We start from the raw sequence: 13185 nt of genomic DNA, 5'->3' as shown, positions 1-13185 counted from the left end.
AGGGGAGGACGTATCACCCGCCATGGCAGAGAAGCCGACTTCCGGTGAGATTCTCGGGGTACCGTACAATTTCGAACGACCGAGCATCAGTCGCATGCTCGCCTCGTACTGGCAGCCCGGCGAGGGGATGCTCGTCGAGAAACCGTTCGGCGTCGGCTACACCCTCAACCTCGCCAACTGGCGGTCGTGGATCGTCGTCCTCGTCGCCGGCGGCCTCCTGTGGCAACAGGAGAGCGGCGCTTCCGACGAGAGCGAGGACCGCGTCGACGAGCCCGTCGAGGTCATCGTCGACGATACCGACGACTGAGGGCGCTCACTGACGCGTTTTTCGAAGTTCGGTGCTGACGCAGATCAGCCGAAAAGCGACGCGACCCGCGACCGGGACCGGAGCCGCCAGCTCGCCGCCGTGACTCGAGCCGGACAACCGACGCCTATTTTCCGTCTGCGGACGCCGACTCGGACATGGCCATTCGATTCGTCACCGGCAACGAGGGGAAGGTCCGCGAGGCGCGGGACTACCTCGCGGACGTAGAGTCCGTCGAGCAGGTCGAGTACGACTACACTGAGATCCAGAGCGACTCACTCGAGGAGATCGCGGCCCACGGTGCCCGCGAGGCCTTCGAGGAACTGGGACGCGACGAACCGGTACTCGTCGATGATGCGGGCCTGTTCGTCGACGCGCTGGGCGGCTTTCCCGGCCCGTACTCGGCGTACGTCGAGGACACCGTCGGCGTCGAACGGCTCTGGCGGCTCGCGAACGCCGAGGAGAACCGCCGCGCGCGGTTCCGGACGGTTCTGGCCTACGCCGACGAAACCGGTACCGAGACGTTCGACGGTTCGGTCGCTGGAACGCTCGTCGCCCCCCGTGGCGAGGGCGGCTTCGGCTACGACCCTATCTTCGAGTACAACGGGCAGACGATGGCCGAGATGAGTACTGCGGAAAAGAACGCAATCTCCCATCGCGGTCGCGCGTTGGCCGAGTTTACGGAGTGGTATGCGGATCAGCGAGAGCGATAGCCGTTCACTGCGAGTCGTTCCCACTCGAGTACAGAAGCGAACCGTAGGACGACTGGCGGTCTCAGTTCAGCTTCAGTGCGTGACGTGAGAGCGCTGACCGCGATCGCGATTCGGCGCGTTGCCGAGTTCGATTCGGTCGCAGCCCTGGCAGACACCGATTCCCTGGACGATCGTCAACCCGCTATCGCACGCAGGGCACCGATCCGGGGGCGATGCCGACGGCGTCGGGGTAGACGTGAACGCCTCAAGGTCCGCCGTTTCGAGGGCGGCGATCCCGTCCGCGACACTGTCCCGTTCGTCGCCCCACGAATGCGGGAAGACGTTGGCCAACCGTTCGTCGGCGTATACGGCCAGACACATCACCGGAGTTCTGAGCGTGGTCCGCGTTTCGTCCGTATAGGTAGACGTCGTCGTCCGAACGCTGAACGGCGGTCGGATACTGAACTCGTGTTCGTCGGCCCACATCTGCATCCGCTCGAACGCGTCGACCGCCCTGCTGTGGGGCGTTCGTTCCGAGAGCGCGATCGTATCTGGCCACGCGTGTAGCGATAGGTCGTCGATGACGCTCGCCGATTCGAGCCGATGTAACGTCTCAACGTTGGTGTCGATCGGTTCCGGCGGCTGTCGTGACCGGATATATGCCTCTACGGTCAACTCTTCGGTATGAATATTCATTGGACGCCACCTCCCGCAGCCGGGAAGTATGCGGCGTACAGCGGAAGCATAAATAAGAATTTTTACAATATGGCTGCACTGTCTCTGTGACTCGGATATGCCGGTCCGAGTGAACCGATTCGACTATTCGATTCGCACGCGGTATCCATCGGCGGAAGTCCGCAATGTCAGGCTCGAGGGTCCCGATCCGGTCCTGGATAGTCGCCGTCCTCGACGACCGCGTACAGGCTCTCGGGGTCGAACAGGCGGGCGAACGCGTCGGGCGGACGGACGCTGACGGACACGCGCGGCTGGAGCGTGAGCCCGGCTTTCGCCGAGCGGAGGCGCTCGTCGGAGGAAAGCAGGTGCGCCGCCTCGCCTCGATAGGCCGACGCCAGTCCGGGATGGTCGCCCTCGGGCTGATCGACCGCGACGCGCTCGACCTCGAGCCGTTCCCGATGCTCAGCGGCGAGTTCGGTGTTGGTGAGGTTCGCCACGAGCCGTTCCGTCTCCTCGAGCAGCGGGTCGCTCGCGACCAGTTCGACCCACGAGTGACGGCGGACGTGATCCAGCGCCTCGCGCGCGTCGCCACCGACGAGGAGGTCCGCCGCGAGCACGTCGGCGTCCGCGACGACGCGGGCGGGGTTCGGTTCGTCGCGCTCAGGCATCGCTCTCCTCCCGGAGCGACTCGAGTTCGGTTCGTATCGCCTCGAGATCACCTTCGTACTCCGCCCCGCGGTCGAACAGGTCGGCCCAGCTCGTAGCCATTGGCGGCGGTTGGCGCTACGGAATCAAAGGTCGTCCGGCTCGCGTCTCCCGGCGACCGCCCAGCTGCTCACGACTTTCTCGAGAGCAGCCAGAACGCGACAGTCCCGAGGACGAACGCGACGCCGATGTTGCCCGCGAGGCCGACGACGCCGACCCCCGCGACGAGCGCGAGCGCCCGGAGATCGTCGACGGGTGCGAACGCCGCTCGAGCCAGCTCGAGCGCCACGACGACGAGCAACACGCCGAGGATCGCCATCGGGAAGGCGGCGAGGAGGGCGCCGGCGGCGACCAGCGCGAGCGCGAGGTAGCCGACTCCGAGGAGGACGTTCGCCCCGCCGGTTCGTGCGCCGAATGCGTACTTCCCGGCGAGGCCGCCGCTGCCGTGACACATCGGGACGCCGCCCAGCGGAATCGCCGCGAGACAGGTGACGCCCATGCTCCGCGAGAGCGCGTCCGCCGAGATATCCCGGTCGTAGAGGTCGCCACAGAGCAGGGCGGTCGCGATGGCCGCGTTCCCCACCGTCATGCCGAGTTGGGCGACGGTCCCCTCGAGTGCGGCCGCGCTGACCCGCGGCGACCCGGCGGGGAAGACCGCGAGTTCCGGGATCGTCGGCGTCGGGAGCCCCGTCGTCGCGACGGCCGCGATCCCGCCGAGCCCGAGGACGACGAGCACGCTCGCCCCTCGGTAGCCGACGAGCGCCAGCAGGCCGACGACAGCGATCCCGCCCGCTGCCACTGGCAGGTTCCCCAGCGAGAGGTCGACGGCGGCTTCGAGCAGGAGGAGCGCGACGGCCAACTGGACGCCGCGGATGACGGGTTCACCGACGACCCGCTGGAGCCGACCGACGAGTCCGAGCCGTCCGACCGTCAGCAGGACACCGCCGGCGAGCAACCCGGCGGCGGCGAGTTCGGCGTACGTGAGCGCCCCGACGATCGCCAGCCCGACCAGCGCCTTCATCGGCTCGACCGAGAGCGGCAGTCCGTAGTAGACGCCCCAGACGATCTGAAAGACGCCGAAGCCGACGAGGACGTGAGGAAGCGAGACGCTCGTCGTCGCACCGAGCGCGACTAACAGCGGCAGGACCGTAACCGAATCACCTAGCGCACCCGCGAGTTCGCTCGCGGAGAACTCGAGGTCGCTATCGGCCCGTGACCGGAACGAGTACGCCATCTATCCCCGGTAGCCGAGGCAGAACCTTCACTCTTGCCAGTAATCCGTATCAGTTTCGTATCGTCGTAGATGAGCGGGAATGTGGTTACGGCGGCTGCGAGTCCGGCACACGCGTTCGATTACGTTTCGGCTGTCGCCTCGAGCGCAGCCGCGAGCGTGGCCTCGAGGTCGCGTTTCGAATCGGTATCCAGCGATCGGAGGGGACGTCGCGGCAGTCCGACGGGTTGGTCCCGCAACGAGAGGGCCGTCTTGATTCCGGGCACGCCGTACTCGGCTGTCACGGCGCGGTTGAGTTCGACGAGGTCGGCGTTGCGGGCTCGTGCCGCGTCGCCCTCGCCGCCGTCGTGCAGCCGGTCGATCTCGCTGGCCCGTTCGGGAACGACGTTCGCCATCGCGAGCACGCCGCCCTCGGCACCCGTCGCGAGGCCGGCCGCGTAGACGCTTCCGCTGCCGACCAGCACCGCGAAGGAGTCGTCGTCAGTGAGACGGACGAGCCGCTGGAGCGACTCGAGGCTCCCGCTCGAGTCCTTGATGCCCGCGATATTTTCGTGGCCCGCGAGCGACGCGACGGTGCGCGGCGAGAGCGCGTGATCGGTGAACTTCGGGACGCTGTACAGGTAGATCGGGATCGGCGAGTCGTCGGCGAGATCACGGTAGTAGTCGGCCAGCGCCTCGCCGTCCGGGCCGTAGTACGAGGGCGTGACGACGAGCGCGGCGTCCGCACCGGCCGCGGCGGCGCGTTCGGTGGTCTCGAGCGTCGGCTCGTACCCCTCGTGGCCGGTGCCCGCGAGCACCGGGAGGTCGGTCGCCGCGGCGACCGTCTCGATGACTCGAATCCGTTCGTCGGCCGTCAGCAGCGGTGCCTCGCCAGAGGAGCCACAGGGGACGAGAAAGTCGACGCCGCTCGCCTCGAACCAGTCGACGAGGGCTCGAAGGCGGTCGTGATCGACGGAGCCGGAATCGTCGAACGGTGTCGCGAGCGGAACGCCAGTGCCGTGCATGCCCGTTCCTACGGCTGGATATCCAAGAAACGGATGGATCACATCGCGAGTGGTTCGTCTCCTGATGACTATTTGTATATTCGCGCAGAGATGTCTGTATGGAAATCCGTCGCTTCGAGGGGGAGGCCGACGCGCGCGCCGTCGCCCGCGTCAACGCGCTGGCGTGGCGCGAGGCCTACGACGACCTGCTGCCCGACGAACTACTCGCCAATAGGGATCCCGATCCACCCGACGAACGGGTCCGCGAGTTCGCCGACCGACTGCGTGACGACCGCTCCGGCGTCTTCGTGGCGACTGCCGACGGCGCCGTCCGCGGGTACTGTTACGTCCGGTGGGGTGAGGAGACGAAGTCGTTCGTCGGCGAGACCGAGGCCGGACTCAAGGAACTCTACGTCGAGCCCGACTACTGGGGGAACGGTCTCGGGACGGCGCTGCTCGAGCGCGGCCTCGAGCGGCTCCCGTCGCACGTCGACCGTGTGCGACTCGAGACCCTCGAGGGCAACGACGTCGCCCACCGGTTCTACGATGCTCGCGGCTTCGAGCGGACGGGATCGGCCGCGTTCGAAATCGGTGGCGAGCTGTATCCGACCGCGATCTATACGCTCGAGCTGTGACCGGATCGAACCGGTACTCAACGATCTGTTACGGGGACTGCCGTCAGTTCAGATCACCATCGCTAAGACCGCTCGGTGGGACCTGTCGGCCGTGAGCGACCTCGGAAAAATCGATCGGGCGTTCTTCGACCACCACATCGCACCGAACCTCGGTGCCGACCGCGACGACGTCGCCGTCGGTCCCACCCACGGCGTCGACTTCGGCGTCCTCGATATCGGCGGCCGGGCGCTGGTCACCGCTACGGATCCGCTGTCGATCCTCCCCGCGCTGGGCCTCGAGCGAGCGGCGCGCTTCGCACTCGACCTCGTGCTCGCGGACGTGGCCGTCAGCGGCGTCGCCCCCTCCCATCTCTCGATCTGTTTCACGCTCCCGGAGGGGATGACCGATGACGAGTTCGCGACCGTCTGGGAGACGATTCACGCGGAGTGTGTCGATCTCGGCGTCTCGGTCGTGACCGGTCACACGGCCCGCTACGGGGACATCTCGCACCCGTGGGTCGGCGCCGCCACCGCGATGGGCGTCGGCGATCACGAAGATATCGTCCGCCCCGACGGGGCCCGCCCGGGCGATCAGCTCCTCCTGACGAACGGCCCCGCCGTGGAGTCGGTCGGCCTGCTGAGCACCCTCTTCGGCGATCGCATCGATCTTCCGGACGACGTAATCGTGGACGCACAGGAACGCCTCGAGGAGGTGTTTTCGGTCCGCGACGCTCTCACCGCGGCCGCCGCGGGACCGGTGACGGCGATGCACGATGTCACCGAAGGGGGACTCGCCGGTGCATGCAACGAGATGGCCGACGGCGCGGGCGTCCGGTTCGCAATTGACCGCGCGGCCGTCCCGATGCGCCCCGGTGTCCGCGAAGTCTGCGACCAGCTCGAGTTCGATCCCTGGGCCGCGACCAGTTGCGGCTCGCTCCTGCTCGCGGTCGATCCCGACGGCGTCGATGCGGTGCATGCGGCGCTCGAGGCTCGGGACACGCCAGTGGCCGAAATCGGCCGGGTCGAAGCCGCTGGGAACGAGGGCAGTGAGGTGTTCGTGAACGGGGATCGGCTCGAGCACCCGAACACCGATCCGTCGTGGGCAGCGTACGCTGCACTGGCAGGAGAGACGACCGACTAGAGCGATTCCATCTCTTCGGTGCGAGGGTGTCTCACTAAGGCACGCCCGAAGGGGCAAGGAGTACCCGTCTCGGCGTCCTACCAACGCTGAGACCGATGAGTGATGACGAACAGCTGAAAGCGGCGATCATCGACGTACTCGAGCGGGATCGACACACCCACAAGTCGCTCAGGCAGACGGTTTCGGCCGAGCACGATTGCAGCGAGGAAGCCGTCAGTCAAGCGATTTCAGCGCTCCACGAGTCGGGTGTAATCGAACACGAACAGGGGTACTTCGCACTCGCTACTGACGGGTGAGTCGCTCCGAATCCCGACAGGTCCGCTACAGTTGGGACAGAGAACGACACTCCCGTTCGCTGACCATCACCGCTTAGTATAATCCGAGAATACGGTCTCCTATGAGAACACCAGCACCCGATAGCCGGCCAGTCGCGCTGACAATCGCGGGTAGTGACTCCGGTGGCGGCGCGGGGATCCAGGCCGACCTCGCGACGATGGCCGCCCACGGCGTCTTCGGCACGTCGGCGATCACCGCCGTCACCGCCCAGAACACCCGCGGCGTCGAGTCCTCGCACGTCCTCCCGCTCGAGGAGATCGAGGCCCAACTCGAGGCCGTCACCGACGACTTCGCGGTCGGCGCGGCGAAGACGGGAATGCTCGCGACCGCGGAAATCGTCCGGACCGTCGCCGACCGCGCAAGCGAGTTCGACTTCCCGCTCGTGGTCGATCCCGTGATGGTCGCGACGTCCGGCGATCGCCTGCTTGAGCCCGAAGCCGAACGCGCCTACGAGGATCTCCTCGGCGAGGCGACGCTGGTGACGCCCAACGTCGATGAGGCCGAGGTGCTGACCGATGTCACCGTGATCGACGGGGAGAGCGCTCGCGAAGCCGGGAAGGCGATCCTCGAGACGGGCGTCGATGCGGTCCTCGTCAAGGGCGGCCACGTCCCCGGCGAGCGGGTGCAGGACGTGCTCGTCACTGACGACACCGTTCGAGCGTTCGAACACCCCCGCGTCGGCACCGACGCGACCCACGGTTCCGGCTGCGCGCTCGCCGCCGCGATCGCGGCCCGCCTCGCCAAGGGAGAGGCCCTCGAGCCCGCAGTGGCGGGCGCGACCGACTTCCTCGCCCGCGCGGTGCGCTACTACTCCGACGTGGGCGAGGGCCACGGCGCGGTCAACCACATGGTCCCGCTGCGAAACGAAGCCGCTCGAGAACCCACTGCCGAGGAAGTCCAGGCGATCGTCGATCGGTTCGTCGACGCCGATGTCTCTGCGCTGGTTCCCGAAGTCGGGATGAACGTCGTCGGCGCGACGCCCTATGCCGAGTCAATTGCCGAAACGGCCGCGGTCGAGGGTCGCATTACGAAAACCTTCTCGGGCGCCCGGCCGAACCGCGGGGTTCGGTTCGGTGCCTCGAGCCACGTCGCCCGCTTCCTCCTTTCGGCGCGGGAGTTCGTCCCCGACCTGCGTTTCGCAGTAAACTGTCGGTTCGACGCGGACGTGGAGGCGGCGCTCGAGTCCCTCGAGTGGCCGGTCGCCGAGTACGATCGCGACACACAACCGGACGCAGTCAAAGAGATCGAGGGAAGCACGATGGGCTGGGGTGCCCAGCAGGCGTTCGCGGACCGCGACGAGTCTCCCGTTGCCGTTATCGACCGCGGTTCGGTCGGTAAGGAAGCGCTCGTCAAACTCGTCGCCGCCGATCCCGAGACGCTCGCCGATCGGACGCTGGCCCTCGATCGAGAGGTGACCGAATGAGCGCGAGCGACTCCGACGTAGCTGACCTCGAGGTCGGCTACATCCTCCCGCAGTACGGCACCGATATCGACGCGGTTCGGGACGCCGCGCTCGAAGCCGAATCGCTCGGCTACGACGCGGTCTGGCTCGAGGATCACTTCCAGTCGTGGATCGGCGACCCGCGCCGGAACACCCACGAGTGCTGGACGACGCTGAGTGCGGTCGCCGAGGCGACTGACAGCGTCCGATTGGGAACGCTCGTCACCAGCCAGTCCTACCGCCATCCGGCGCTGCTCGCGAAGATGGCGGCGACGGTCGATCGGGTCAGCGACGGCCGGCTCGAACTCGGGCTAGGCGGGGGCTGGTACGAGGCCGAGTACGACCGCTTCGGCTACGAGTTTCGGGAACCGCCGGCGGAACGGCTCCGGCGACTCGCCGAGACCGTCGAAATCCTGCAGGGGCTGTGGACCAACGAGACGTACAGCCACGAGGGCGAACACCTCGAGATCGACCTCGAGGACGCCTTCTGCGAGCCCCAGCCCGCCCAGGATCCCCACCCGCCGATCTGGATCGGTGGCGGCGGCGAGGAGTTCACGCTGCGCTACACCGCGGAACTCGCCGACGGCTGGAACTACGGCACGCTCGAGCCCGAGGGCTTCGCGGAGAAGCTCGACGTGTTGCGCGAGCACTGCGAGAGCGAGGATCGGTACGATGAGATCCGGAAATCCGCCGAGCTATTCGTTTTCGTCGGTGAGACGACCGAGGCGGCCGAACGAAAGCGCGAGGCGTTCGCCGACGAAATGCTCTCCGACGAGCCGAGCGAGCCCCGCGAGTTCTTCCTCTCGGCGTACCTCGAGACGGCTCCCGCCGGAACGCCGACGGCGGTCCGCGAGCGGCTCGCGGCGTACGCCGACGCCGGGATCGAGGAGGTTATGCTCGCGATTCCGGACGCGGCCGACGACGGGGACGACAGTCTAGCACTGTTGGCCGACGAATCGGCCGACTCGAGTACTAACTGAATCGAACCGGCGATTCCGGCAGTGTCCGGCAATCGTGACGCCGTTTCCGTAGCGAACAGCTCACGAGGACCGTGATTTCTCAGCGTCGTATCTGCGGACGAGCACGCCGACGTACCACAGCTTCAACGCCATCGAGACGAGTCCGGCGAGAACTGCCCGAAACGGTTGTCGCCGATAGGCGGTGAGGAACGCATACCCCGATGCGGGGATATTGAGTACGTTGAGGACGTTCGGATACGAGAGATCGAGGACGCCTCGCGCTTCGTCCGTCGTCCACCACCGTTCGGCGTATACCACACGAGTCATCCACGCGTCGTCGTCCGCCGGTGGGGAGAACAAGATCGGGTTGAGTATCGTGAACGCGACGGCGACGGCCGCTACTCGCCACTCTCGGCGATAGACCGCGTACAGCAGTGCGGGAAGCACGAGCATTCGACTCCAGCCGCTTTTCGGGTTCGAGTGCCGCATCCAGAACGTGTCCGTGGCCGCCTCGAGCCTCGTCATACGCGGATTTCTCTGTTTCACCGCATATAGCTGGGGATCTGGCGGGGCTCAGCACCGATGGGTTCAGGAGAGCGGATACTGAGCGATCTCTTCCGATCCGCATTCCGGGCAGGTGAGGGTCTGTTCGTCGACGCTGACCCCGCAGTGTCGGCACTCGTAGATGATATCCGTCCCTGTAACCAAAGACGCCAGCTGATTGAAGCATCCGAGTATCATGAGATCGGTGTCGCGCTACTCCAGTCGTAGCGGATGAATCGACATATACCCGATCCAACCGCAGTGAAACTGAAATGGCGTCCCGCTGGTGAGCGAAACTGCGTCGAACACGGCTTCACACGCTCGAGCGACGAGTCGATCACTTTCACCGCGGATCCCGCAGGGTTTTTGCGGTGGAAGGATAGTCTCCGGATATGACCGAGGCGACGGGGATCGTCGGGGAGTTCTTCTCCCTCAAAGAGGAAACCGACGCCGAATTAGTGGCGATGCAGTGCGGTGATTTCTACGAATTTTTCGGCGAAGACGCGGAGACAGTCAGCGAGGAACTCGATCTCAAAGTCTCCCAGAAATCCTCGCACGGGTCGTCTTATCCCATGGCCGGCGTACCGGTCGACGATCTCACGCCCTATCTCAAGGCTTTAGTCGAACGCGGCTACCGCGTCGCCGTCGCCGACCAGTACGAGACCGACTCCGGCCACGCACGGGAGATCGTCCGCGTCGTGACGCCCGGCACCTTACTCGAGACCAGCGACGCCGACGCCCAGTATCTCGCGGCGGTCGTCGACGGCGGGAGCGCCGGTGGCTCGAGCGGGAGCGGAAGCGAGAACGCGTACGGCCTCGCGTTCGCGGACGTGACGACCGGCCGGTTTCTCGTTGCGGACGCCGCGGACGCGGACGACGCGCTGACGGAACTGTACCGGTTCGATCCGGTCGAAATCCTGCCGGGACCGGGCGTACGGACCGACGACGAGTTGTTGAATACCGTCCGCGAGCGGACCGACACGACACTCACGCTCCACGAAACAGAGGCGTTCGCCCCGAAGCGCGCCAGCCACACGGTTCGCGAACAGTTCGGTACGGAGACGGTCGATCGACTGTCAGTCGGTGAGCCGACGCTCGCGGCCGCGGGCGCGATCCTGTCCTACGTCGAGGAGACCGGCGCGGGCGTGCTCGCCTCGATGACTCGCATTCAGGCCCACCACGGCGACGATCACGTCACGCTGGACGCGACCACCCAGCGCAACCTCGAGCTCACCGAGACCATGCAGGGCGAGCGCGACGGGTCGCTGTTCGCGACGATCGATCACACGCGGACCAGCGCCGGCGGTCGCCTGTTGAAGGAGTGGCTCCAGCGACCCCGGCGCTCGCTCGCGACCCTCGAGGAACGACAGGAAAGCGTTGCCGCGCTCTCGACGGCGGCGCTCGCCCGCGACGAACTGCAGGACGCGCTCGGCGAGGCCTACGATCTGGCGCGCCTCGCCTCGAAGGCCACTCACGGCAGCGCGGACGCGCGGGACCTGCTCGCGGTTCAGGAGACGCTCGCGGTTCTCCCGGCGCTGGCCGACGCCATCGCGTCGAATCCGGACCTCGCCGACTCTCCCCTCTCGGAGATCGTTGATCGGCCGGATCGGGACGCTGCGCGGGAACTTCGGGAGACGCTCGCGGAGGCCATCGCCGACGAGCCGCCGTCGACGGTGACGCAGGGGGAACTCCTCCAGCGGGGATACGACGACGACCTCGACGAGGTGATCGACCGCCACGAGGCGATCAAGGAGTGGCTCGACACGCTCGCCGACCGCGAGAAGGGTCAGTACGGCCTCTCGCACGTCACCGTCGACCGGAACAAGACCGACGGCTACTACATCCAGGTCGGCAAGTCCGCCGCCGACGGCGTCCCCGACCACTACGAGGAGCTCAAGACGCTGAAGAACTCGAAGCGCTTTACGACCGACGAACTCGAGGAGAAGGAACGCGAGATCCTTCGGCTCGAGGAGCGACGCGGCGACCTCGAGTACGAACTCTTCGAGGAACTCCGCGACGAGGTCGCGGCGCGGGCCGAACTGCTGCAGGACGTCGGGCGAGCGCTGGCGACGGTCGACGCGCTCGCGAGTCTGGCGACCCACGCGGCCGAGAACCGGTGGGTTCAGCCCGACCTGCATCAGGGCGACCGACTCGCGCTCGAGCAGGGCCGCCATCCGGTCGTCGAGCAGACGACGGAGTTCGTTCCCAACGACGTGCGGCTGGACGAGGATCGCGGCTTCCTCGTGGTGACCGGACCCAACATGTCCGGCAAGTCAACGTACATGCGACAGGTCGCCTGTATCGTCCTGCTGGCCCAGATCGGAAGCTTCGTCCCGGCGAAGGAGGCCGATATCGGCCTGGTCGACGGCATCTTCACCCGCGTCGGCGCGCTGGACGAACTCGCGCAGGGCCGCTCGACGTTCATGGTCGAGATGAGCGAGCTCTCGAACATCCTCCACACGGCGACCGAGGAGTCGCTGGTCATTTTGGACGAGGTCGGGCGGGGAACCGCGACCTACGACGGCATCTCGATCGCGTGGGCCGCGACGGAGTATCTGCACAACGAGGTCAAGGCGAAGACGCTCTTCGCGACCCACTACCACGAACTGACCGGGCTCGCAGAGAATCTCCCTCGCGTCGCCAACGTCCACGTCGCGGCGGACGAGCGGGACGGCGAGGTGACGTTCCTTCGCACCGTTCGAGACGGGCCGACCGACCGCTCGTACGGCGTCCACGTCGCCGACCTCGCCGGCGTTCCCGAACCGGTCGTCGACCGCTCGCGAGACGTCCTCGATCGGCTGCGCGAGGAGAAGGCCATCGAGGCCAAAGGCGGTTCCTCGAGCGAGCCCGTGCAGGCCGTCTTCGATCTGGGAAGCGGGACGATGCAAACGCAGGCGACCGGGCAGTCTCAAGCCCACGCGGCGTCCACTGATGGCGGTCCGATGGGGGCCGATTCCGACACGCAACCGACAGATGCCGAATCCGATACCAGCCCGATCGATCCCGACACCGAGGCCGTCCTCGAGGACCTCGAGTCGATCGACGTGAACACGACGCCGCCGATCGAACTCGTCTCGAAAGTCCAGGAGCTACAGGAGCGACTCGAGGAGTGAGCGGGAAAACACCCAGTGCGCGCGTGTCCGATGATCGGATCGAAGGCAGCGAGCGGCTTCTGGTTAGTGGCCGCCGGAGACGAGGTGGAGGCCGACGATACCGACGACGATGACGCCGATGAACGCGACCCGAGCGAGGGTGGCCGGCTCGTCGAACAGGACGATTCCGAGCGAGGCCGTTCCGACGGCTCCGATACCGGTCCAGACCGCGTAGGCCGTGCCCACGGGAAGGTCTTCGATGGCTCGCGCCAGTAACACCATACTGATACCGAGGGCGACGACTGTGGCGACCGTCGGAACCGGTTTCGAGAGCCCGTCGGAGTACTGGAGGCCGATCGCCCAGCAGATTTCGAACAGGCCCGCGACGAACAGGAGATACCACGACATTTTCACTCCGAGGTATCGGCGCAGGCCGGCTATAGATTCCGTTATGCACCGAACCGTCGCA

The 13185-nt window shown here is 66.6% G+C and carries 14 protein-coding genes; 8 read left to right on the top strand and 6 right to left on the bottom strand.

Annotated features, from left to right (window positions below):
- The first annotated feature begins 22 nt into the window (after positions 1-22).
- Together HYG81_RS26080 and HYG81_RS26075 are read left to right on the top strand one after the other, a co-directional pair.
- Positions 23-307 (top strand): DUF5808 domain-containing protein, encoded by a 285-nt coding sequence (locus HYG81_RS26080; RefSeq protein WP_180842562.1) that lies wholly within the window; start codon positions 23-25, stop codon positions 305-307.
- A 155-nt stretch (positions 308-462) separates the two neighbouring features.
- Entirely contained in the window at positions 463-1017 is a 555-nt protein-coding gene (locus tag HYG81_RS26075; protein ID WP_180842561.1) for an XTP/dITP diphosphatase, read from the top strand.
- Positions 1018-1089: 72 nt separating this feature from the next.
- On the opposite strand, the gene HYG81_RS26070 is transcribed toward HYG81_RS26075, so the two are convergent.
- The 4 genes from HYG81_RS26070 to HYG81_RS26055 form a co-directional block, all read right to left on the bottom strand.
- Complete coding sequence (locus HYG81_RS26070) at positions 1090-1692, bottom strand: HTH domain-containing protein (protein ID WP_180842560.1); 603 nt, start codon at positions 1690-1692, stop codon at positions 1090-1092.
- A 167-nt stretch (positions 1693-1859) separates the two neighbouring features.
- Entirely contained in the window at positions 1860-2339 is a 480-nt protein-coding gene (locus HYG81_RS26065) for a DUF7384 family protein (RefSeq protein ID WP_180842559.1), read from the bottom strand.
- 167 nt (positions 2340-2506) lie between these two features.
- The gene (locus HYG81_RS26060) at positions 2507-3610 is read right to left on the bottom strand and encodes a putative sulfate/molybdate transporter (protein ID WP_180842558.1); all 1104 of its coding nucleotides are present in this window, start codon (positions 3608-3610) and stop codon (positions 2507-2509) included.
- Positions 3611-3729: 119 nt separating this feature from the next.
- A complete protein-coding gene (locus HYG81_RS26055; RefSeq protein WP_180842557.1) occupies positions 3730-4611 on the bottom strand; it encodes a dihydrodipicolinate synthase family protein in 882 nt (293 codons plus the stop codon).
- 98 nt (positions 4612-4709) lie between these two features.
- On the opposite strand from HYG81_RS26055, the gene HYG81_RS26050 reads away from it, so the two are divergent.
- The 5 genes from HYG81_RS26050 (at position 4710) to HYG81_RS26030 (ending at position 9102) form a co-directional block, all read left to right on the top strand.
- Entirely contained in the window at positions 4710-5225 is a 516-nt protein-coding gene (locus HYG81_RS26050; RefSeq protein WP_180842556.1) for a GNAT family N-acetyltransferase, read from the top strand.
- A 91-nt stretch (positions 5226-5316) separates the two neighbouring features.
- The gene (locus HYG81_RS26045) at positions 5317-6345 is read left to right on the top strand and encodes an AIR synthase family protein (protein ID WP_180842555.1); all 1029 of its coding nucleotides are present in this window, start codon (positions 5317-5319) and stop codon (positions 6343-6345) included.
- 95 nt (positions 6346-6440) lie between these two features.
- A complete protein-coding gene (locus HYG81_RS26040; RefSeq protein ID WP_180842554.1) occupies positions 6441-6641 on the top strand; it encodes a hypothetical protein in 201 nt (66 codons plus the stop codon).
- A 101-nt stretch (positions 6642-6742) separates the two neighbouring features.
- Entirely contained in the window at positions 6743-8104 is a 1362-nt protein-coding gene (gene thiD, locus HYG81_RS26035; RefSeq protein WP_180842553.1) for a bifunctional hydroxymethylpyrimidine kinase/phosphomethylpyrimidine kinase, read from the top strand.
- Complete coding sequence (locus HYG81_RS26030) at positions 8101-9102, top strand: TIGR03560 family F420-dependent LLM class oxidoreductase (RefSeq protein ID WP_180842552.1); 1002 nt, start codon at positions 8101-8103, stop codon at positions 9100-9102. Before thiD ends, HYG81_RS26030 begins: the two co-directional genes overlap by 4 nt.
- Before the next feature lie 60 nt (positions 9103-9162).
- Here HYG81_RS26030 and HYG81_RS26025 read toward each other — a convergent pair whose 3' ends face one another.
- A complete protein-coding gene (locus tag HYG81_RS26025; RefSeq protein WP_219628718.1) occupies positions 9163-9606 on the bottom strand; it encodes a DUF6653 family protein in 444 nt (147 codons plus the stop codon).
- A gap of 410 nt (positions 9607-10016) precedes the next feature.
- Here HYG81_RS26025 and mutS point away from each other — a divergent pair, with 410 nt between their 5' ends.
- Positions 10017-12737, top strand: a complete 2721-nt coding sequence (gene mutS / locus HYG81_RS26020; protein ID WP_180842551.1) for a DNA mismatch repair protein MutS — start codon at positions 10017-10019, stop codon at positions 12735-12737.
- Between the two features lie 63 nt (positions 12738-12800).
- Here mutS and sugE read toward each other — a convergent pair whose 3' ends face one another.
- The gene (sugE, locus tag HYG81_RS26015; RefSeq protein WP_180842550.1) at positions 12801-13124 is read right to left on the bottom strand and encodes a quaternary ammonium compound efflux SMR transporter SugE; all 324 of its coding nucleotides are present in this window, start codon (positions 13122-13124) and stop codon (positions 12801-12803) included.
- Positions 13125-13185: the final 61 nt, after the last annotated feature.

Source organism: Natrinema zhouii (assembly GCF_013456555.2).
Classification (GTDB): Archaea; Halobacteriota; Halobacteria; order Halobacteriales; family Natrialbaceae; genus Natrinema; species Natrinema zhouii.
This window is presented reverse-complemented; position numbering and strand designations above follow the sequence as displayed.